The 20,191-nt window shown below is 69.4% G+C and carries 19 protein-coding genes, 1 pseudogene and 1 riboswitch; of the genes and pseudogenes, 6 read left to right on the top strand and 14 right to left on the bottom strand.

All coding sequences use genetic code 11. The features are described from left to right. Positions 1–17 precede the first annotated feature (17 nt). From ACGFNP_RS56040 to pepN, 5 genes are all read right to left on the bottom strand, one after another. Positions 18–1,280 carry an ABC transporter substrate-binding protein gene (locus ACGFNP_RS56040; protein ID WP_393332637.1) on the bottom strand — a complete coding sequence of 421 codons (1,263 nt, stop codon included), beginning with the start codon at positions 1,278–1,280 and terminating at the stop codon, positions 18–20. 15 nt (positions 1,281–1,295) lie between these two features. Continuing rightward, a complete protein-coding gene (locus tag ACGFNP_RS56035; protein WP_393332634.1) occupies positions 1,296–2,102 on the bottom strand; it encodes a carbohydrate ABC transporter permease in 807 nt (268 codons plus the stop codon). Beyond that, positions 2,095–3,045 carry a sugar ABC transporter permease gene (locus ACGFNP_RS56030; RefSeq protein ID WP_358332408.1) on the bottom strand — a complete coding sequence of 317 codons (951 nt, stop codon included), beginning with the start codon at positions 3,043–3,045 and terminating at the stop codon, positions 2,095–2,097. Before ACGFNP_RS56030 ends, ACGFNP_RS56035 begins: the two co-directional genes overlap by 8 nt. Then, a complete protein-coding gene (locus ACGFNP_RS56025) occupies positions 3,042–4,358 on the bottom strand; it encodes an ROK family protein (protein WP_393332632.1) in 1,317 nt (438 codons plus the stop codon). Before ACGFNP_RS56025 ends, ACGFNP_RS56030 begins: the two co-directional genes overlap by 4 nt. Positions 4,359–4,490: 132 nt before the next feature. After that, complete coding sequence (gene pepN / locus ACGFNP_RS56020; RefSeq protein WP_393332629.1) at positions 4,491–7,049, bottom strand: aminopeptidase N; 2,559 nt, start codon at positions 7,047–7,049, stop codon at positions 4,491–4,493. A 79-nt stretch (positions 7,050–7,128) separates the two neighbouring features. Here pepN and ACGFNP_RS56015 point away from each other — a divergent pair, with 79 nt between their 5' ends. Together ACGFNP_RS56015 and ACGFNP_RS56010 are read left to right on the top strand one after the other, a co-directional pair. Further along, positions 7,129–7,761, top strand: a complete 633-nt coding sequence (locus tag ACGFNP_RS56015) for a disulfide bond formation protein DsbA (RefSeq protein WP_358332400.1) — start codon at positions 7,129–7,131, stop codon at positions 7,759–7,761. 137 nt (positions 7,762–7,898) lie between these two features. After that, positions 7,899–9,302, top strand: coding sequence for an aldehyde dehydrogenase family protein (locus ACGFNP_RS56010; RefSeq protein WP_393332625.1), 1,404 nt, complete (start codon positions 7,899–7,901; stop codon positions 9,300–9,302). On the opposite strand, the gene ACGFNP_RS56005 is transcribed toward ACGFNP_RS56010, so the two are convergent. Together ACGFNP_RS56005 and def are read right to left on the bottom strand one after the other, a co-directional pair. Then, positions 9,299–10,027 (bottom strand): SDR family oxidoreductase, encoded by a 729-nt coding sequence (locus ACGFNP_RS56005; protein WP_358332394.1) that lies wholly within the window; start codon positions 10,025–10,027, stop codon positions 9,299–9,301. The genes ACGFNP_RS56010 and ACGFNP_RS56005 overlap by 4 nt on opposite strands. A gap of 9 nt (positions 10,028–10,036) precedes the next feature. Further along, positions 10,037–10,522, bottom strand: a complete 486-nt coding sequence (gene def, locus ACGFNP_RS56000) for a peptide deformylase (protein ID WP_393332621.1) — start codon at positions 10,520–10,522, stop codon at positions 10,037–10,039. Positions 10,523–10,625: 103 nt separating this feature from the next. Between def and ACGFNP_RS55995 the strand changes: the two genes are divergently transcribed. Continuing rightward, a complete protein-coding gene (locus tag ACGFNP_RS55995; protein ID WP_393332618.1) occupies positions 10,626–11,093 on the top strand; it encodes a ribose-5-phosphate isomerase in 468 nt (155 codons plus the stop codon). Here the strand turns inward: ACGFNP_RS55995 and ACGFNP_RS55990 are convergent. Further along, positions 11,090–11,236, bottom strand: coding sequence for a hypothetical protein (locus ACGFNP_RS55990; protein ID WP_358332385.1), 147 nt, complete (start codon positions 11,234–11,236; stop codon positions 11,090–11,092). The two genes, ACGFNP_RS55995 and ACGFNP_RS55990, sit on opposite strands and share 4 nt — an antisense overlap. 45 nt (positions 11,237–11,281) lie before the next feature. Further along, positions 11,282–12,508: a GNAT family N-acetyltransferase gene (locus tag ACGFNP_RS55985; protein ID WP_393332615.1), complete on the bottom strand. Its 1,227-nt coding sequence runs from the start codon at positions 12,506–12,508 to the stop codon at positions 11,282–11,284. Positions 12,509–12,626: 118 nt separating this feature from the next. On the opposite strand from ACGFNP_RS55985, the gene ACGFNP_RS55980 reads away from it, so the two are divergent. After that, a complete protein-coding gene (locus tag ACGFNP_RS55980; protein WP_358332379.1) occupies positions 12,627–13,742 on the top strand; it encodes a PP2C family protein-serine/threonine phosphatase in 1,116 nt (371 codons plus the stop codon). Between the two features lie 178 nt (positions 13,743–13,920). On the opposite strand, the gene ACGFNP_RS55975 is transcribed toward ACGFNP_RS55980, so the two are convergent. Further along, entirely contained in the window at positions 13,921–14,520 is a 600-nt protein-coding gene (locus ACGFNP_RS55975; RefSeq protein ID WP_358332376.1) for a response regulator transcription factor, read from the bottom strand. Between the two features lie 155 nt (positions 14,521–14,675). On the opposite strand from ACGFNP_RS55975, the gene ACGFNP_RS55970 reads away from it, so the two are divergent. Beyond that, positions 14,676–15,980, top strand: a complete 1,305-nt coding sequence (locus tag ACGFNP_RS55970; protein ID WP_358332373.1) for a M50 family metallopeptidase — start codon at positions 14,676–14,678, stop codon at positions 15,978–15,980. A gap of 118 nt (positions 15,981–16,098) precedes the next feature. Beyond that, a pseudogene (locus ACGFNP_RS55965) lies at positions 16,099–16,497 on the top strand (M55 family metallopeptidase); the annotation flags it as partial. A gap of 9 nt (positions 16,498–16,506) precedes the next feature. Here the strand turns inward: ACGFNP_RS55965 and ACGFNP_RS55960 are convergent. From ACGFNP_RS55960 to ACGFNP_RS55945, 4 genes are all read right to left on the bottom strand, one after another. After that, positions 16,507–17,100, bottom strand: a complete 594-nt coding sequence (locus tag ACGFNP_RS55960; protein WP_358332370.1) for a hypothetical protein — start codon at positions 17,098–17,100, stop codon at positions 16,507–16,509. A 36-nt stretch (positions 17,101–17,136) separates the two neighbouring features. Continuing rightward, entirely contained in the window at positions 17,137–18,108 is a 972-nt protein-coding gene (locus ACGFNP_RS55955) for a hypothetical protein (protein WP_358332368.1), read from the bottom strand. A gap of 6 nt (positions 18,109–18,114) precedes the next feature. Further along, positions 18,115–18,257, bottom strand: a riboswitch (cyclic di-AMP (ydaO/yuaA leader). Positions 18,258–18,326: 69 nt separating this feature from the next. Further along, positions 18,327–19,397: a galactose-1-phosphate uridylyltransferase gene (galT, locus tag ACGFNP_RS55950; protein ID WP_393332610.1), complete on the bottom strand. Its 1,071-nt coding sequence runs from the start codon at positions 19,395–19,397 to the stop codon at positions 18,327–18,329. Then, the gene (locus tag ACGFNP_RS55945; RefSeq protein WP_219537457.1) at positions 19,394–20,173 is read right to left on the bottom strand and encodes a DeoR/GlpR family DNA-binding transcription regulator; all 780 of its coding nucleotides are present in this window, start codon (positions 20,171–20,173) and stop codon (positions 19,394–19,396) included. Before ACGFNP_RS55945 ends, galT begins: the two co-directional genes overlap by 4 nt. Positions 20,174–20,191 lie beyond the last annotated feature (18 nt).

The raw sequence follows: 20,191 nt of genomic DNA, 5'->3' as shown, positions 1-20,191 counted from the left end.
AGGGTCAACGGTTTCTCCTAAGACAGCAGGGCGTCGACGTCGGCGGCGGCGGTCTTGAGCGCCTCCTCCACCGGCTTGCGCCCGGCGGCGGCCTCGGTCAGCTGCTTGGTCACGGCGTCCTGCATCTCCTGCTGGCGCTTGATGACCGGCGGCAGCGCGATCGACTTCAGCGAGTCGAACACCGCCTGGCGGTTGGCGGGCTTCGGGTCCTTGAGGTAGCCGGACAGCACCGCCTGGTCGGCGACCGGCGGCAGCTCCCAGGACGACTCGACGCGGGTGGTCGCCGCGGTGTTCGACGACGACAGGAACCGGGCCCAGGCCCACGCCTCCTTGCCGTGCTTGGTGCCCGAGGAGGCGGCGACGGCGTTGTGGAAGACGGCGCTGGCCTTGGCGGCGTCACCCGGCTCGACGACCACGTCCCAGGTGAACGGCGCGTCCTTCAGCCCGGCGAACTGCCAGATGCCGTTGTGCCACATGGCGAGCTTGCCGGACTTGAAGAGGTTCGTGTCGTAGTCGGCGGTGCCGCCGATCTCCGCCTCGGTCGGCATCGTCTTGCCCACCTTGGAGACCAGCCACTGCGCCGCCTTGACCCCGGCCGGGCCGTTGAAGGCCGACTTCTTGCCGTCGGCCGACAGGAACTCGCCGCCCGCCTGCTTGAGCGTCTTGTAGAACTCGAAGAACTGCACCGGCTGGAAGTCGCCGAAGACGCCCTTCTTCTTGTCGGTCAGCTTCGCGGCGGCGGCCTGCTCGTCGGCCCAGGTCCACTCGGCCGTCGGCGGGGCCACGCCGGCCTTGTCGAACAGGTCCTTGTTGTAGAAGAGCACGACCGTGGAGAACGACGCGGGCAGCGCGTACTGCTTGCCGTCGCGCTGGAAGGCGTCGAGCGACTTCTTGGCGTACACCGACGGGTCGCCGTCGCCCTTCACCGTGTCGAGGTCGAGCAGCGAGCCCGCGCTGGCGTAGGTGACGAAGTTCTCGTAGTTGAGCTCGAAGGTGTCGGGTGCGGTGCCGCCCGCGATGCTGGTCTGGAGCTTGGTGAAGTACTCGTCGAAGGGCGCGGTCTCCACGACCACGTCGATCTTCGGGTTCTCCTTCTCGAAGGCTTTCTCGATCTTGTCCAGGTCCTTCACGTGGTCGGGCGCGGCCGAGAACGTGAAGTACCGCAGCGTCACCTTGCCGCCCTCGCCGGACGGGGCCTTCGTCGCCGAGCCCTGGGAGCAGGCGGTGGCGAGCAGCGCGGCGGCCGCCAGGGAAGCGGCGACCCTGATTCTTTGTGACATGGGGGGTTCCTTTACTTACTTGAGCCCGCTCTGCGCGACGCTGGCGATGACGTGCTTCTGCGCGAAGACGTACAGGATGAGGATCGGCACCACACTGATCACCGAGCCCGCCATGACCACGTCCCACTCGGTGGTGAACTGGCCGTGCAGCGTGGCCAGGCCCAGCGGCAGCGTCATGAACTCGGGCGACTTGATGATGATCAGCGGCCAGAGGTAGCTGTTCCAGCTGGCCATGAAGCCGAAGATGGCGAACGTCGCCAGCGCCGGCCTGATCAGCGGCAGCACCACATACAGAAAAATGCGGAAATGTCCGGCGCCGTCCAGCACGGCCGCCTCGTCGAACTCCTTCGGCACCTGGTTGATCGCCTGCCGCAGCAGGAACACCCCGAACGCCGACGCGATGGTCGGCGCCAGCAGCGCGAAGTACGTGTCGACCAGGTTGAACGTCCGCATCTCGATGAACAGCGGCACGACCAGCACGGGCAGCGGCATCATCAGCGTCGCCAGGTAGACCGAGAACAGCGCCCCCCGGCCCGGGAACGGCAGCCTGGCGAACGCGTAGGCGGCCATCGCGCTGGTGACGAGCTGCAGCGTGGTGGAGGCCGCCCCGATCCAGGCGCTGTTCGCCACGATCCGCCAGAAGGGCAGCGTGTCGAGCAGCTTGCCGTACGCGTCGAGGCTCGCGTCGTCCGGCGTGAAGTCCGGCGGCACGGCCAGCACCGCGTCGCCCGGCGTGATAGACGTGATCACCGCCCAGGCGAACGGGAACAGCATGACCACCGCGCCGAGGCCCACCAGCAGGTAGCGGAGCGTCTTACCCATAGGTCACCCACCGCCTCTGCCCCCGGATCTGCACGATCGTCACGAGCAGCACCAGGGCGAACAGCAGCCACGACAGCGCCGAGGCCGCGCCCGCCCGGCCGTACCTGAAGGTGAGGTCGTAGATCTGCGACACGACGACCTGCGTCGCGCCACCGGGCCCGCCACCCGTCATGATTTTCACCTGGTCGAAGACCTGGAAGCCGTTGATCAGCGAGATCACCACCACGAAGAACGACGAAGGCGACAGCAGCGGCAGCGTGATGTGCCTGAACCGGCGGAAGGCCGTCGCCCCGTCGACCATGGCGGCCTCCTGGAACTCCTTCGGGATCGCCTGCAGCCCCGCCAGCAGGATGATCATCACGAAGCCCAGGTCCTTCCAGGCCGAGGCGAAGATGATCGACGGCATCGCCCAGTCGGGATCGGTCCACCAGCCGGGCCCGCTGACGCCCAACAGCCCCAGCGCCCAGTTGACCACCCCGCTGGCCGGGTTGAGCAGCCACTTCCACATCAGCGCCACCACGACCCAGCTGGTGATGACGGGCAGGAAGTAGACGCCGCGCAGCAGCCCGCGCCCCGGCATCGCCCGGTTCAGCAGCAGCGCCAGCCCCAGCCCGCCCAGGTAGACGAGCGGCAGGTAACCGGCGATGAAGTACAGCGTGTGCAGGAACGCGGCCCTGGTCCCGGCGTCGCCGAGCAGTTCGAGGTAGTTGCCGAGGCCGACCCAGCGCATCTCGGTGATGAGGTCCCATTCGTGGAGGCTCGTCCAGAACGAGGCGACCATCGGGATCAATGTGTACAGGGTCAGCGGGATCAGGCTGGGCAGCAGGAACACGGCCACGGTCCCGGCATACCGCCACCGTCGCCGTGGCGCGGTCCTGGCGCCTGTACGGCGGGCGTGCCCCGAGCTTGTGCGGTCGGCCGTCATGGCGTCCGTGCGGGTCATGGCGTCGTCCCGATCAGGCGGGCCCGCACCAGGCGGCCCTGCTCGCCGGCGGCCCCGGCGGCGTCGAAGGGGGTGGCCAGCACGAGGGCCGCCGCGCCCTGGGCCCAGCTGGTGTCGTCCCAGCTCTCCACCTCGATCGAGATGTCCCGCCGCCCCGGGTACAACTGCGCTCTGACGGCCGGATCGAATCCCGCCTGCCAGAGCGGCCAATCGGCCGTACCCTCGCCGAGCACCACCACGACCTCGGGATCGACCACGTTGATCAGCCCGGCAGCGGCCCGCCCGAGCACGGCCCCCGCCTCGGCGAACACCTCCCGAGCCACCAAATCCCCCGCGGCCCCGGCCCGCCCCAGCGCGGTCACGGCCGCCGACCGGCCACCCGCCGACCCCGCGCCTTCCGGAAAGCCCGCGCTTTCCGGAACGGAGCCCGCGCCTTCCGGCGAGGAGGCCGAACCGCCATTCTTGGCGAGGGCCGCGGCCAGCAGGCCCGCCGAGCCGACGTACGCCTCCAGGCAGCCGCGCGCCCCGCACCCGCACACCGGCCCCGCCGGATCGACGGGCACGTGCCCGAACTCGCCGGCCCCGCCCCTGGCACCCCGGTACACCCGCCCGTCGGCCACGATCGCCGCGCCGACGCCGCGCCCGATGGTCAGCACCAGGAAGTCCCGATGGGTTCGCCCCCTGCCGTACAGCCGCTCGGCCGCCGCCAGCGCGTTGACGTCGTTCTCCACCAGCACGGGCAGTTTGAGCCGCCGCCGCAGCCGTTCGCCCACCGGCATGGCCTGCCATCCCAGGGTCGGCGCGTTGACCGTGCCGACCGCCTGGTCCTCCACGCTGCCGGGCACCCCGACCCCGATCCCGAGCAGCGGCGGCACCTGCCCGTCGCCGGTCGAGGTGGGCGTACGCGCCGTCAGCCCGTGCCCGGTGCCCGAGACCACCGACTCGACGGCGTCGGCCAGCCGGTCCAGCGCCTCGGGGGACGACGGGTCGAACGCGCACTCCCAGGCCCCGAGCACCTCGCCGTCGAGCCGTACGTCGACCAGCACCAGATGGTCGGCCGTCACCTTCACGCCGAGCGCCCGGCCCGCGCTGCCCACCAGCCCGAGCCGCTGGGCGGGCCGCCCGCCGCGCGACGGCTTGAGGTCGAGCTCCTCGAGCATGCCGTAGCCCATGAGCTCGCGCGTGAGCTGCGTGACGCTCGCCGGGCTCAGATCCAGCTCGCGCGCTATCTCGGTGCGGCTCAGCGGCCCGACGGTGCCGAGCAGCGCGAGGATCGCCGTCCTCGTGAGATCACCGCGATCAGTACCTGCCATGTGATGAGAACGACTTTCTTTAGAAATAAAGTTAGTGGTGAAAATATGAAGCCATGGCAGGCCGCTGTCAAGAGTCCGGGCACACGAAAGGGGGCCTCCGTCACCGGAGGCCCCCTTCTCAAGAGCTACGCGCTAGGACGCGTCCTTCGCGCGGTTGCGCAGCGCCCGGCTGACGCCGTCGGCGCCCTCCAGGATCATCCGGCGCAGCGCCTGCGGCGGCTGCTCCTTGGCCAGGTAGTCCTCCGCCGCCCGCACGGTCTCGGGCTCGATGAGCAGCGCGGGGAAGCAGCCGACCGTGAACGTCTGCGCCTGGTCGAACGTCCACTCCCGGTAGATCCGGCCGATCTCCGCGAAGTACTTCTCCCGGTACGGCGCCAGCAGCTCCGGGTGGTGCGGATCCTGGAAGCCGTTGACCGTCGTACGCGCGATGTGGTTGGCCAGCTTGCCCCCCACGATCGCGGCCCACGCGGCGGCCTTGCCCTCGGCCGTCGGGATGGCCGCCCGGCACAGAGCGGCGGACCGCTCGCCAGTGGCGGTGGCGTCGCGCGCCAGCTCGGCGTCGATGTCGGCACCGCTCAGCTTGCCGCCGACGACCAGCGCGTGGATGAGCGTCCAGCGCAGGTCGGTGTCGACCGTCAGCCCCTCGGGCACGGCCGAGCCGTCGAGGATGCCCGAGAGGATCGCCAGGTCGGCGTCGGACGTGGCCGTGGGCGCGAACGCCTGCAGGAAGGCGAGCTGCGGGTCGGAGCCCGGCGCCGCCGCGGCGAGCAGCGAGCGCAGCTCGGTGGCCAGCAGCGACAGGCCCTCGGCCCGCCACGCCGGGTCGGCGTACTGCTGCACGGCCATCCGCGCCTGCCGGAGTACGGTCTGGAGGACCGTGATGTCCTTGACCGTGCCGATGCCCGAGATGACCAGCTTGACGTAGTCACGGGTGGACATCTCGCCGTCGCGGGTCATGTCCCACGCGGCCGACCAGCACAGGGCCCGGGGCAGCGACTCGGTGAAGGCGGCGATGCCGCCGTCGACCAGCGTCCGCAGCGACCGCTCGTCCAGGCGGATCTTGGCGTAGGTCAGGTCGTCGTCGTTGACCAGGACCAGGTCGGGCTGCTCCTCCCCGACCAGCTCCGCGACGCTCGTCTTGGCGCCCACCACGTCCAGCTCGACCCGCTTGGTCCGCGTGAGCACGCCGTCGGCCAGCGAGTACAGGCCGATCGCGACGCGGTGCGAGCGCAGCGTCGGGTAGTCGGCGGGCGCCTCCTGCAGCACCTCGAAGGTCTCGAAGCGGCCGTCGGCGACGGTGAACGACGGGCGCAGCGTGTTGACCCAGGCGGTCTCCAGCCACTCCTTCGACCACGACGACAGGTCGCGCCCCGAGGTCCGCTCCAGCGCGCCGAGCAGGTCCTTCAGCTCGGTGTTGCCCCAGGCGTGCTCGCCGAAGTAGTCGCGCACCCCGGCCAGGAAGTTGTCCAGCCCGACGTAGGCGACCAGTTGCTTGAGCACCGAGGCGCCCTTGGCGTACGTGATGCCGTCGAAGTTGACCTCGACCGCCTGCATGTCCGGGATGTCCGCGGCGATCGGGTGCGTGGACGGCAACTGGTCCTGGCGGTAGGCCCAGGACTTCTCCACGTTCGCGAACGTCGTCCAGGCGCCCTTGCCCCACCGGGTCGCCTCGGCCTGGGCGAGCACCGACATGTAGGTGGCGAACGACTCGTTCAGCCACAGGTCGTCCCACCAGCGCATGGTCACGAGGTCGCCGAACCACATGTGCGCCATCTCGTGCAGGATCGTCTCCGCGCGCCGCTCGACGACGGCGTCGGTGACCCTGGACCGGAAGATGTAGTCCTCCAGGAACGTCACGCAGCCCGCGTTCTCCATCGCGCCGGCGTTGAACTCGGGCACGAACAGCTGGTCGTACTTGCCGAACGGGTAGCGGACACCGAACACCTGGTGGAAGAAGTCGAAGCCCTGCCGGGTGACCTCCAGGATGTTGTCGGAGTCCAGGTGCTCGGCGAGCGAGGCGCGGCAGTAGATGCCCAGCGGGATGCCGTCATGCTCGGAGGTCACCTTGTGGTAAGGACCGGCCACCAGCGCCGTGATGTAGGTCGACATGACCGCTGTGGCCGGGAACAGCCAGCGCTTGGCCGCCGGCACCGCGCCGTGCTTGCCGACCTGCTCGGGCAGCCGCTCGGTCGAGGTGGCCGCCGCGTTGGAGACGACCTCCCAGTCGGCCGGGGCCAGCACGGTGAGCTGGAAGGTGGCCTTGAGATCGGGCTGGTCGAAGCAGGCGTACATGCGGTGCGCGTCGGCCGTCTCGAACTGGCTGTGCAGGTAGATCTTCTGGTCCACCGGGTCGACGAAGCGGTGCAGCCCCTCGCCGCTGCGCATGTAGACGCAGTCGGCGTCGACGCGCAGCTCGTTCGACTCGGCCACGGAGGGGAGCGGAAAGCGCCCCTTCTCGGCGTCGTAGGCGGAGACGTCGAGGTCGTCACCGTTGAGCGTGACCTTGCGGACGTGCGCGCCGTGGAGATCGATGAACGTGGCCGACCCCGGCTGGGTGCTGCTGAACCGGACGGTCGTGACACTCTCGAAGCGCTCGTCTCCCTCGGTCAGGTCGAGTGCGACCTCATACGACTCGACCTTCAACAGCCGGGCGCGCTCGCGAGCCTCGTCCCGGGTCAGGTTGCCTGCCAAGTTCCACTCCTTTTCGCCACTTCGTCTTATTTTGTCGGTATCCTGCCACGCAAGGAATAGGACATCGATACCCCAGGTTATGGCCCACGTGACAGACACGACCCCCGTAGAGCTTTGGTTCGATCCTTTCTGCCCATTTGCCTGGGTGACGTCACGATGGCTACTCGAAGTCGAGAAGGTCCGTCCGATTGATCCTCGCTGGCGCATTATGAGCCTGTTCGTTCTCAACGAGGATAAGGACGTCTCCGACGACTACCGCGCGTCGAACGCCAAGGGCCTGAAGCTCGTCCGCGTCATCGCGGCCGCCGCCGACCGGCACGGCGAGGAGTACATCGGCCGCCTCTACACCGAGTTCGGCACCCGCCTGCACAACGAGGGCCGCGACCGCGAGCTCGCCACCCTGCGCGCCATCGCCGAGGAGTCGCTCGAGGCCGTGGGCCTCGACAAGGGCCTCGCGGCCGAGGCCATGGACTCGACGGAGTACGACGAGGCCATCCGCAAGTCGCACAACGAGGGCATCACCCTGGTCGGCCAGGAGGTCGGCACCCCTGTCATCCGCGTCGGCGCCAACGCCTTCTTCGGGCCGGTGGTCACCACCATCCCGCGGGGCGAGGACGCGGGCCGGCTCTGGGACGGCGTGTTGCTGGTCACCGAGTTCGACGACTTCTTCGAGCTCAAGCGTTCGCGCACCCGGCGACCGAGTTTCGACTGACTTTCAGCTCGAAGTGGCTGAACTGTAGCGGCGCAATCCGCATCCATCCTTGGCGCCCAGCCGTACCCTCCTTTGGAGGAGCCGCACGAGGCGCCACGCCCTCGCTTTGCGACGGCGGGCGCGCAAGGATGGGGGCTATGCGTCAGCTGTACATCGGCGGTGCCTGGACCGCTTCGGTCTCCGGCGAGCCCATCGAGGTCGTCAACCCGGCCACGGAGCAGATCATCGACCGGGTGCCGGCCGGCGCCCCCGAGGACGTAGAGGCGGCCGTGCGCGCCGCGCGCGCTGCCTTCCCGTCCTGGTCGGCCACGCCCGCCGCCGAGCGCGGCAAGCTGCTGGGCGCCGTCGCCGAGCTGCTGACCGAGCGGGCCGGTGACATCGCCAAGACCATCGCGACCGACATGGGCTCACCCCTGGGCTTCGCGCTCAAGGTGCAGACGCTGATGCCCGCGGGCGTGCTGGCCGCCTACGCCCGGCTGGCCGAGAGCCATCCGCGCGAGTCGCGCATTGGCAACTCGCTGGTGGTCAAGGAGCCGGTCGGCGTGGTCGCCGCGATCACCCCGTGGAACTACCCGCTGCACCAGATCATCTGCAAGGTCGCCCCGGCTCTGGCCGCCGGCTGTACGGTCGTGCTCAAGCCGTCCGAGGTGGCGCCGCTGGCGGCGTACGCGCTGACCGAGATCTTCCACGAGGTGGGCCTGCCCGCCGGCGTGTTCAACCTGGTCAGCGGGCGCGGCCCGGTGGTGGGCGAGGCCCTGGCCGCGCACCCGGAGGTCGACATGATCTCCTTCACCGGCTCGACGGCCGCCGGGCGCCGGGTGGCGTCGCTGGCGGCCGAGTCGGTCAAGCGGGTGGCGCTGGAGCTCGGCGGCAAGTCCGCCAACCTGATCCTGCCCGACGCCGACCTGGGCGCCGCCGTCAAGGTCGGCGTCGCCAACTGCTTCGTCAACGCCGGCCAGACCTGCTCGGCGTGGACCCGCATGATCGTCCACCGCGACCAGTACGACGACGCGGTCCACCTGGCCGTCGACACGGCGCGCCGCTACACCGTGGGCGACCCGTTCGACGAGACCACCCGGATCGGCCCGCTCGTCTCCGCCGCCCAGCGCGACCGCGTGGTCCGCTACATCAACCGCGGCGAGGAGGAGGGCGCCAGGCTGGTGACCGGCGGCACCGAAGCCCCGCACCCGCGCGGCTTCTACGTCGAGCCGACCGTCTTCGCCGCGGTCGAGCCGGGCATGACGATCGAGCAGGAGGAGATCTTCGGCCCGGTCCTGACGATCATCCCGTACACCAGCGAGGACCAGGCCGTCCGCATAGCCAACGACACTCCCTACGGCCTGGCCGGCGCGGTGTGGGCGGGCACCCAGGAACGCGCGGTCGCGGTGGCCCGCAGGCTGCGCACCGGGCAGGTGGCGATCAACGGCGGCGCCTTCAACCCGCTCGCCCCGTTCGGCGGCTACAAGCAGTCGGGCATCGGCCGCGAACTGGGCGAACACGGGCTGGAGGAGTTCCTGGAGATCAAGGCAATGCAGCTTTAGAGCAGCATTCCGCCCGTCGCCAGCAGATTCTGTCCCGTGATCCACCGTCCGTCGGGTCCGGCCAGGAACGCGACCACGGCCGCGATGTCGTCGGGCCGCCCCAGCCGCTGCAACGCGGTGAACCCGGGCATCCGCTCCAGCGCCTCGGGCGGGTTGCTGTCACGCAGCATGTCGGTGTCGGTCGCGCCGGGGGAGACGATGTTGGCGGTGATGCCGCGCCCGCCCAGCTCGCGCGCCGCGACCTTGGTGAACTGCTCGACGGCCGCCTTGCTCGCCGCGTAGAGGGAGATCCCCGGGCCGGGCACCCGGGTGTTGAGCGTCGAGACGTTGATGATCCGCCCTCCGTCGCGCATCACCCGCCCCGCCCACTGGATGGCCAGGAACGTCGAACGCGCGTTGACCGCGAACAGCCGCTCGTAGGTCTCGTCCGTGATATCGGCGATGAGCCCCTGGCCGGTCTGTGCCGCGTTGCCGACCAGGATGTCGAGCCCGGGCAACCGCTCCTCCGCCTCGGCGAACAGCCGGTCCAGATCGGCCCTGTCCCCCTGGTCGGCCTGTACGGCATGCGCTCCGGTCGCCGCGGCCACCTGCTTGGCCGCCTCGGAGTCACTGCGATAGGTGAAGATCACATCGGCCCCGTCACCGGCCAGCCGTTCGACGATGGCCCGGCCGATGCCCCGGGAGCCCCCTGTTACCAGTGCGCCCTTGCCCGAAAAATCGCTCATGCCGCCAACCTACGTCCTGATCATGATCTTGCGGGACTCCGTCTTCGGCAGCCGGTCGACGAACAGCTTCCCGTCGAGGTGATCGCTCTCGTGCTGGAAGCAGCGGGCCAGTGAGCCACGCGCCTTGACCCGCTGCGGGCGGCCGAGCCGGTCGAACCCCTCGACGGTCACCCCCGAGGCCCGCGCCACCGGGGCGTAGATCGGCGTGCCCGTCTGCCGGTCGGGCACCGACAGGCAGCCCTCCTCGTCCAGCGCCTCTTCCGGATCGTCCACGGTCAGGATGGGATTGACCATGTGCCCCTTGCGTCCGCTGATGTCATAGACGAACAGCCGCCGCGACACCCCGATCTGCGGTCCGGCCAGGCCGACGCCGTCCACCGCGTACATCGCCTGGAACATCTCGTCGATGAGGCGGCGCAGCTCGCGGTCGAAGCCCTCGACGGGCTCGGCGGGCGTGCGCAGCACAGGATCGCCGACGACGCGGATCTCGCGCATGATGGTCTGCTCCCGTAAGGACTGGATTACCGATGGCTCCTTACTCTAGCCAGCCGACGCGCTGGTGCGAGGGACGCGGGCGGCGCTGTGGAAGACTGGTCGCGTGCGTGTCTACATCGGTGCCGACCATGCCGGCTATGAGCTCAAGAACCACCTCGTGTCCTGGCTCAAGGACCACGGTCACGAGGTGACCGACTGCGGTCCGTTCGTCTATGACGCCGAGGACGACTATCCGGCGTTCTGCCTGCGGGCCGCCGAGGGCGTCGCCGGCGATCCCGGCAGCCTGGGCGTCGTCATCGGGGGGTCGGGCAACGGCGAGCAGATGGCCGCCAACAAGGTGCGCGGCATCCGTGCCGCCCTGGCCTGGAGCGAGGAGACGGCCAGCCTCGCCCGCGAGCACAACAACGCCAACGTGGTCTCCCTCGGCGCGCGCATGCACTCCGCCGACGAGGCGACGGGCTTCGTGGAGACCTTCCTCGCCACGCAGTTCTCCGGCTCGGAGCGACACGCCCGCCGCATCGCGCAGGTGGCCAGCTACGAGACGATCGGCCAGCTGCCCTCTCTGCCCTAAGCCCGCCGCCTGGGTTCGCGCTTGGGCATCTCGTCACGCAGGGGCCGCCGGTCGGCGGCCTCCTGCTGCTCCTTGGAGGGCCGCGACACGTCGCGGGCCCGCATCGCGGTGATCGCGGTGATCTGCAAGCTCTGCAGCGCCATGCCCGCGAGCCTACGTCAGAGGGGCCGACGTCAGAAGGGCCGACGTCAGAACGACAGTCCCGCCCACGGCTTCGGGCTCCACGCCATGGCCGCGTCGAGCCTGCGCACCGAGCCCGCCGAGTGCTCGCGCAGCAGCCCCGCGTCGAGCTGGGCCGCGAGCAGGCCGTCGCCCATGTACGCCGAGCCGAGCGACGAGACCGGCAGCGACATGTCGGGCTCGTCCTCCACCGGCTTGCACTCGGCGCCGGAGGCGTCGGCGCTGAGCCGCCAGCGGCGGGCGTTCCACGGGCATACGTCGTCCTCGACCTCGATCACCACGTCGACGGCCGACGAGTACGCCCGCGAGGTCAGCGCCCGGTCCACCTCCACGAGGCGTACCCACAGCTCGTCCGCGCAGCTCGCCCGGAGCTGCCGTGGGTCGGCGAGCAGCGCGATGAGCGCGTCGTCCACCGGCCTGCCGCCCTCCACCCGGGAGATCAGATCGCGGTCGAGCACGCTGCGCCACAGCAGCGCGCGGGCGGCGGGGTCGGCCGCCTCCAGCTCCTGCAGCTTCAGCAGCCCGTTGGGCACGCCGTCGTCGTCCCAGTTCGCCTTGATCCTGAACAGCGCGTAACCACGCACGCCCCGGTCATCCTCGGCGATCACCGAGCGGAGCGGCCCGTTGCCGTGCCGGTCGAACTCCTCGTCGGCCAGTACGGCGCTCCAGAACTGCTCGTTACGGAGATAACGCCCGGGGCGCGCGGCCACGACGGAGGCGAACAGCCGCTCGAACTCGGCTCGGGCCTCGGCCGGCTTGGCCACCCTGATGCGTAGTGACGGGTCCGTGGGGGCGTTCGCGACGAAGGCCGAGCCGTGCTTGGAGATGCTGAACCCCATCTCGCTCGACGCTCTGCCGTACCCGAACCTGCCGTAGATGACGGACTCGGAGGCGTACAGGGCGGCGACGGACTCGCCGCGCTCGCGCACGTCGGACAGCTGCCTGCGCATCAGGCTCGACAGCACGCCGCGACGGCGATGGGAGGGGAGCACGCTGACGGCCGTCACGCCCGCGACCGGGATCTGCGCGCCGGGGACCGTCATGGTGAAGGAGAAGACGGCGGTGACGCCCGCTATGACGTCGCCGTCGAACGCGGCAAGCGTCCGATCGAACTCGGTCTGCGCCTTGAATCGTTCTGATTCCTGAGGATGCGGCGCCCAGCCGAACCCCTCGGAGAGCACCTCGGCGAACGCCGGCCACTCGGCCTCGTTCACCGGACGGATCGGATACGTCATCCGTCCAAGGTAGGAGCGGGCAAAGGGGGAGGGCCACCCAATATACGTCCTTAATGATCAAGGCCTTGGTCAAGTGGGCTGCCCAAAGGGAGGCCAGACCGATACAGTCAGGCGCATCATGAGTTCCCGTCCGGCGCCGCTGATTCCACCACGGCTCCGCGCAATCCTTGTGCGGGTGCCGTTTCTGGTGTCCGCGGTCCGGTTCCTCAGAAGAGGCTCCTTGGCCCGAGACCGCAACCTGATGGTCACGTTGACGATGCTGACGCTCGTCATCGGACTGCTGGCTGCGCAGATCTCGACCGAGTGGTTCTCGCCCTCGCTGCTCATCCTCATCCTCCTCGTGGGCGGGTTGCAGCTCCGGCTGGGCAGTCTGATCAAGCTGCTCGTCGCGGTGGCCATCTCGCTCGGCTACATCGCAGGGACGCTCGGGATCGGCCGGATCGGCATGGGGCTCATGGTGACGATCGGCTTCACCACGGTGCTGGCGGTGCTGATGGCCCGCACCCGCGGCAAGCTCGGCGTGCAGGGGCTGCGCGGCGACGCCATGCTGCTGGAGCTGCGCGACCGGCTCAAGAGTCAGGGCGAGCTGCCCCCGCTGCCCAAGGACTGGGGCGGCAAGGTCGTGCTCAAACAGGCGGGCGGCTCCTCCTTCGGCGGCGACTTCCTGGTCTCCATGCGCGACGGGGACAAGGTGGAGATCGCGCTCGTCGACGTGTCGGGCAAGGGCGTCGACGCGGGCACCAGGGCGCTGCTGCTGTCCGGCACGTTCGGCGGACTGCTCGGCTCAGGCGTCGACTTCCTGCCGGCCTGCAACACCTACCTGCACCGCCAGCGCGGTGACGAGGGCTTCGTGACGGCCGTGCACGTACGCCTCGACCTGGCGACGGGCGACTACACGATCACTTCGGCCGGTCACCCGCCGGTGGTCAAGTTCGACGCGGGCGCGGGCACCTGGCAGGTCGCCACGGCCAAAGGCGTCGTTCTCGGTGTGGTCCCCGACCTGCACTGCGAGCCCGACAGCGGCACCCTGCGCAAGGGCGAGGCGCTGCTGCTCTACACCGACGGGCTGATCGAGCAGCCGGGACGCGACATCGACGCCGGGCTCGACAAACTGCTCGGGGAGGCCGAGCGGCTGCTCACCTCGGGATTCCGCGACGGCGCTCGCGCCCTGGTCAACGCCATGGCGTCGGGCCACAACGACGACTGCGCGCTGGTTCTCATCTGGCGCCCGTGACGAATCACACGGGTCAAGCGGTGAACGCGGTCACTGGCAGTGCCTGATCGATCTTGAGATCCTCGAAGGGTTCACCGCTCCGGGTCCCGGTGGAGCGGCGCGGCTTCACCGGGGCCCGGTCTCTACAGCCGGTGGGTCCTCACAGCCGGCCTTCGCGGCCAGCCCTCACAACCGGCCCTCACAGCCAGCCCGAGTCGCTCGCGATGCGGACCGCGTCGATGCGATTGCGGGCCCCGGTCTTGCACATGATCCGCGACAGGTGGTTGCGTACGGTGCCGACCGACAGGAAGAGCTGGTCGGCGATCTCCGTCGAACGGGCCCCGCCCGCCGCGATCCGCAGCACGTCGAGCTCGCGCCTGGTCAGCGGGTTGGTGGCCGACTGGAGCGCGGCGATCGCCAGGTCGGAGTCGACCGCGCGGCGCCCGGCGGCGACCAGCCGCAGGCTCTCGGCGAGCTGCTCGGGCGCGACGTCGAGGCTCATGAAGCCGAGCGCGTGCGTGGCGAACGCCCTGCGCACCTGACCGGGCTTGGCCTGCGCCGACAGGATGAGCACGTGGCAGCCCCGCTCGCGCAGCCGGGCCGCGGGAAACAGGCCGCCCCCGCCGGGCAGGTCCAGATCGATGACCGCGGTGTCGGGCGCGCACGCCGCCGCCGCGGGCAGGACGCCTTCCGCGTCCGCCACCTCGGCGACCACCTTCAGGTCGGGCTCCGCGTCGAGCGAAGCGACCAGTCCGCGCCGGACCAGCGGCAGATGCTCGGCGACCAGAATCCGGATCAAGGCTCCACCTCCGTCATCTCCCAGAGTGATCGCTTGATCGCGTACTGTCAACGTAATCTGCCGAGCTCGCAAAGGGTGCGCAAGCCATCGAGGCGTGAGGACTTCGACTACTCTGGGGCTGTCGAGACCTTCTGTCTGCCCTGGAGCGGGACTAGATGAACTGGCTTTACCTCGCGGGGATCATCGTCTTCCTGATCGGGCTGATGGCGTCCGTCGCGTTGCACGAGCTCGGCCACCTGGTGCCTGCCAAGATCTTCGGCGTCAGGGTGCCCCAGTACATGGTCGGCTTCGGCACGACCGCCTGGTCCATCCGGCGGGGCGAGACCGAATACGGCATCAAGTGGATCCCCCTGGGCGGCTACATCCGCATGATCGGCATGCTGCCGCCACGGCCCGGCGACGATCCGACCAGGTTGAGGAGCAGCTCCACGGGCCCGTTCCAGGGCCTCATCGAGTCCGCCCGCGACGTGGCGCAGGAAGAGGTGCGACCGGGCGACGAGGACCGGGTGTTCTACCGGAAGAAGTGGTGGCAGAAGGTCATCATCATGTCCGGCGGCCCGTTCATGAACTTCGTGCTGTCGTTCATCCTCTTCTCCGTCCTGCTCGTCGGCATCGGCCTGCCCACGCTGACCCCCGTGGTGTCGCCGAAGACCAACACCTGCGTGATCCCGGTCAGCGAGCAGCGGACCGACTGCCGGGCCACCGACCAGCCGACACCGGCCGCCCAGGCCGGCATGAAGCCCGGGGACCGGATCGTCTCCTTCGGCGGCCAGAAGATCACCACCTGGGACGACGCCACCCGCCTGATCCGTTCGCACCGCCCCGGTCCCGTCGCCGTCGGCATCATCCGCGCCGGTCAGCCGATGACGCTCAACGTCACCCTCATCTCCCAGGACCGGCCCTCGGCCACCGACCCGAAGAAGATCGACAAGAACGTCGGCTTCCTCGGTGTCATGCCCACCGAGGTCATGCAGCCGCAGAGCCTCGGCGTCGTCGTCGGCTACATGGGCCAGCTCACCGGCCGGGTCGCCGAGTCGCTGCTGAACCTGCCGCAGAAGATGGTCGGCGTGTGGCACGCCGCGTTCTCCGGCGACAAGCGCGACCCCGAGGGCCCGGTCGGCGTCGTGGGCGCCGGGCGCATGGGCGGTGAGATCCTCTCCTCCGACCTGTCGAGCAAGCAGAAGGTCGCCTTCCTGGTCAACCTGCTGGCCGGGTTCAACCTGGCGATCGGCATGTTCAACCTCATCCCGCTGCTGCCGCTCGACGGCGGCCACATCGCGGGCGGTCTCTGGGAGGGCCTCAAGCGCGGTTACGCCCGCGTCAGGCGCCGCCCCGAGCCCGGGTACGTGGACATCGCCAAGGTGCTCCCGCTCACTTACGCCCTGGCCTTCGTCATGATCATCATGGCCGGCCTGCTTGTCTACGCCGACCTGATCAACCCGCTCACCCTCACCGGCTGACCCGCCTTCTGGCAGCTACGGCGTACCCGCGAAGCCACGGGCCCGCCGACAACCTGCTCGGCGAGCAGCTCGACCGGCGCGCCGACTACGTGGTCGGAGACCCCAAGCCGAACTCAACGCTCTGGTGGCCGCGGCCGTGGGCGTCCCGATAGGGCTGGTCACAGGAGACGACGTGATCTGCGCGGTCGCGGAGAAGACGTTTCCTGGCGTGGTCACCGTCCCGGTGAAGACAGCGCTGGGACGCACGGCCATCAGCAAGCACCCGGCGGTCGCCCGGGAGGCCATCGCCGCCGGGGCCGGCGCCATCTCGGGAACGCTTCGGCCGGTGACCGTCCCCGACGAACTGGCCATAGAGGCCGAACTACGGCCCCATGGGGCCGTGGAGCTGGCCGCCCTGGTGCCGGGCACCGAGCGGACGGGCGCGCGTACGGTCCGCTATCAGGCTGCCAGTCCCAGGACGGCGTTGGACGTGCTCCTTGTCTGGTCCGCGCTGACCAGCCACTATCTCAGCCGCTGAATCACCACCTCAGGCGCCGGCCGGTGCCAGGGCCTGTAGGGGGATCGGCAGCGCCGAATGAGGCCTGTGCATCAGGTCCTCGTCGAGGCGAACACCGCTTTCCAGCTCCACCACGGCCAGGCACGCCGCCGTGATGTCCACTGATGCCGCCGCGCCCTCGCTGTCGTAGCCGCCGGCGAGGATCTTGGTGAAGGGCATCAGAGGGCCGAGGAGGTCTGTCCATGGTGTGGAGGGCAAGGAGGCCGGCTCGGGATGGTCGAGGTATCCCTCAGCGACCCCGTACCGGACGTACATGCTGGTGCTGCCGTTGATGTCGAAGGACACGTACCAGTGCCGGAAGCCGTCGCCGGCCAGCCTCTGGATCATCTGCTCACGGTCACCGAGGTTGACCCAGTCCAGAGTGACGACCCCGGAGCCGACCTGATAGAGGTGGAGGGCGCCCCTGCGGTGCGGCTCATTGGGGGCATGGTCGAAGTGGAGGCGCCTCACGGCATCCTCGACCGACAGAACTCCGGAGTCGGGGACCGTCACCGTGTACGCGAAGGTGTCGAGTCCAAGGTAATCCAGCATGTCGTGGTAACGAGCGACGATGTCATCGAACATGAGGTGATCAACCTTTCTCGGCCGCGGGTCCCCTTGTCAGAACATCGAGATGTGTACATGGTCGAAGTGGTTCTCGGTGATGCTGCCGCGGTCGGACATCGGGCTCCAGCCCGAGCCCTGATTGATCCGCTGCTTCCAGATGACGTACTTGACCCCGAGCTTGTCCTTGTTCTCGATCGCCCAGGCCGCGATGCGGTTGCCGAGTGCCTGGTTGGCCTCGGTGGGCATGGTGCCGCCGGTGCTCATCATGAAGTCGCACGCGCGCCCCAGCGGGTGCTCGCCGCCGCCGCCCGAGCGGAAGCAGCCGACCTCGAACGGCAGTGAGAAGTCCTTCTGGATCAGCCCGCGGATCACCCGCATGCGGGCGGTGATGTTGTCGGCGCCGGACGGGAGCTCGGGCGCCCAGCTGCCGTCCGAGCGGCGGCCGGGGCCGAACGGGATGAGGTCCTTCAGCTTCTTCTGGATGTCCTTGATGAGGTCCTGCGCGTCGTCCCGCTGCTTGGCCACGTTGGCCGCGTCGTCGCGGATCTTCGTCTCCAGGGCGGTCGCCTGGTCCGCGGCCGCCTTCTTCAGGTTCCTCAGGGTGGCCACGCTCTGCACGATCGCCTGCTGCGAGGCCGTGAGCTGCTCCAGCACCGCCGCGCTGGAGCTGTCGCTCGGGAACGTGAGGTTCGGCAGCGAGCCGGTGCCGTTCTGGTACTGCAGCTGCGCGAGCTCGGCGACGCGCTTCTGGGCGGTGACGAGGCTGGCATCCGCCGCCGCGAGCCGCTTCTTGGTCGTCTCCGAGTCCTCTTTCGCCTTGGCGAGTTCGACGCGCTTGAGGTTGTAGGTCTCGATGAGCTTGTCGACCTTCTGGTCGAGCTCCTTCAGCTCCGCGCGGAGCTTGGCTTCGCTGGGCTTGGGCGCGGCCGGCGCGGCCGAAGCCGGTACGGCCGTGAAGGCTCCGAAGGCCACACAAGTGGCGGTGATGAGACCGATGGCAAGACCCGTGGGGGACGCAGTCGCCACGTGAGGGGTTCCTCTCCCTGACTGCCGACCGGGTTAGCTGACGGGTTCGGGCAGGGAGATGCCGCCTTACCACCGAAGTGGATTCACCCCAAGATGCGATGGGTCCCCGGCTCCCAGGTCACGCACCCGGGATTAGGCCAACACCGACCATTTCGGTCGGTGCTTCAGGGGATATTAGTGGTAAACCCAAGGTCATGGCGACTTCAAGCAGAAATCAATTAGAGATCTACCTGTGATCGAAGCATGCGTGCGGCCTCCTCCGGCAGGACATCGTTGACGAACGCGCCCATGGCCGACTCCGAGCCCGCCAGATACTTGAGTTTCCCGGGCGCCCGCCTGATGCTGAACAGCTCCAGGTGCAGATAGGCCAGGTCACGGTCCTGCCGCACCGGCGCCTGGTGCCAGGCCGAGATGTACGGCATGGCGACACCGAACAGCCCGTCGAGCGCCCGCAGCACGGAGGTGTAGAGCGGCGCGAAGGCGGCGCGTTCCTCCTCCGTCAGCGCGGCCAGGTCCGGCGTCTGCCTGTGCGGATACACGTGCACCTCGAACGGCCAGCGGGCGGCGGCGGGTACGAACGCCGTCCACAGCTCGTTGGCCGCCACCACACGCACCCCGGCGGCCCGCTCGGCCGCCAGCACGTCGGCGAACAGGTTGCCGCTCCGGTGCCGGGAGGCCGCGCCGAGCTGGAGCTTGGTCCGCGGGGTCACGTACGGGTAGGCGTAGATCTGCCCGTGCGGGTGCGGCAGCGTGATGCCGATCTCCTCGCCCCGGTTCTCGAAGCAGAAGACCTGCTCCACGCCCTCGATCGCGGACAGTTCGGCCGTACGGTCGGCCCACGCCTCCATGACCAGGCCCACCTGCTCATCGGAGAGCCGCGAGAACGACGACGAGTGCTCGGAGGTGAAACACACCACCTCACACCTCCCCACACCCGGCCGGACCTCACTGAGCCCCCCGGCATCCTCATAAGTCCCGAAATTTCCGGAAAAAGAGGGGAAGCGGTTCTCGAAGACCACCACGTCATAGTCGTGTGCCGGGATCTCCGACGAGCGTGTCTCAGACGACGGGCACAGCGGGCATTCGTCGGCCGGAGGCAGGAACGTACGCGTCTGGCGGTGTCCCGCCATCGCGATCCACTCCTCGGTGAGCGGATCGTAGCGCAGCTCCGACGCCACCGGCCTGGGGTCGAGCGCCCGCCGGTCGATCGCGCTCCGGTCGGCGTCGTCGCGCCGGTCGAAGTAGATCAGCTCTCGGCCGTCGGCCAGGTGGGTGATGGTGCGTTTCACTGCGAGTCCTCCGCGATGATCAGTTCGCCGGCGCGTTCGCCCAGCTCCATGCGTGCCTCCTCGGGCAGCCCCGAGTCGCTGATGACCACGTCGGCCTCCGTCAGTTCGGCGATCGTGCTGATGCCGACGGTGTTCCACTTGGTGTGGTCGGCGGGGATGACCAGCCGGTGCGCCGCGGTCACCAGCTCCCGGTCGGTCTCCGACTCCAGCAGGTTGGGCGTGGTGAACCCGGCCCGCACGCTCATTCCGTGCACCCCGAGGAACAACGTGTCCACGTGCAGCCGGCGGATCGCGGCCACCGCGACCGGGCCGACGAGGGCGTCGGACGGTGTGCGTACGCCGCCGGTCAGCACGACCGTGCGGTCGGCGCGCGGGCTGCGGTGGAAGACGTCGGCCACGGGGATCGAATTGGTGATGACCGTGAGCTCGGGCACCGAGACGAGGTGGTGGGCCAGGGCCCAGGTCGTGGTCCCGGCCGAGAGCGCCACCGCGGTGCCGGGCCGTACCAGCTGGGCGGCGCGGCGCGCGATGGCCTCCTTCTCCTGCTGCTGGCGGGCGGACTTGGCGGTGAAGCCCGGCTCCTCGGTCGAGCCGGGACCCAGCGCGGTCGCGCCGCCGTGTACCTTCTCCAGCAGCCCGCGCTCGGCGAGCACTTCGAGGTCGCGACGGACCGTCATGTCTGAGACGCCGAGCTCGCGAACGAGGTCGGCCACCCGAACGCCGCCGCTGCTGCGCACGCGTTCGAGGATCGCCTGCTGGCGCTGCTGTGCGAGCACGCCCCCGCTCCTTCCAAC

Origin of the sequence: Nonomuraea sp. NPDC049269 (assembly GCF_043197155.1) — a bacterium.
Classification (GTDB): domain Bacteria; phylum Actinomycetota; class Actinomycetes; order Streptosporangiales; family Streptosporangiaceae; genus Nonomuraea.
This window is presented reverse-complemented; position numbering and strand designations above follow the sequence as displayed.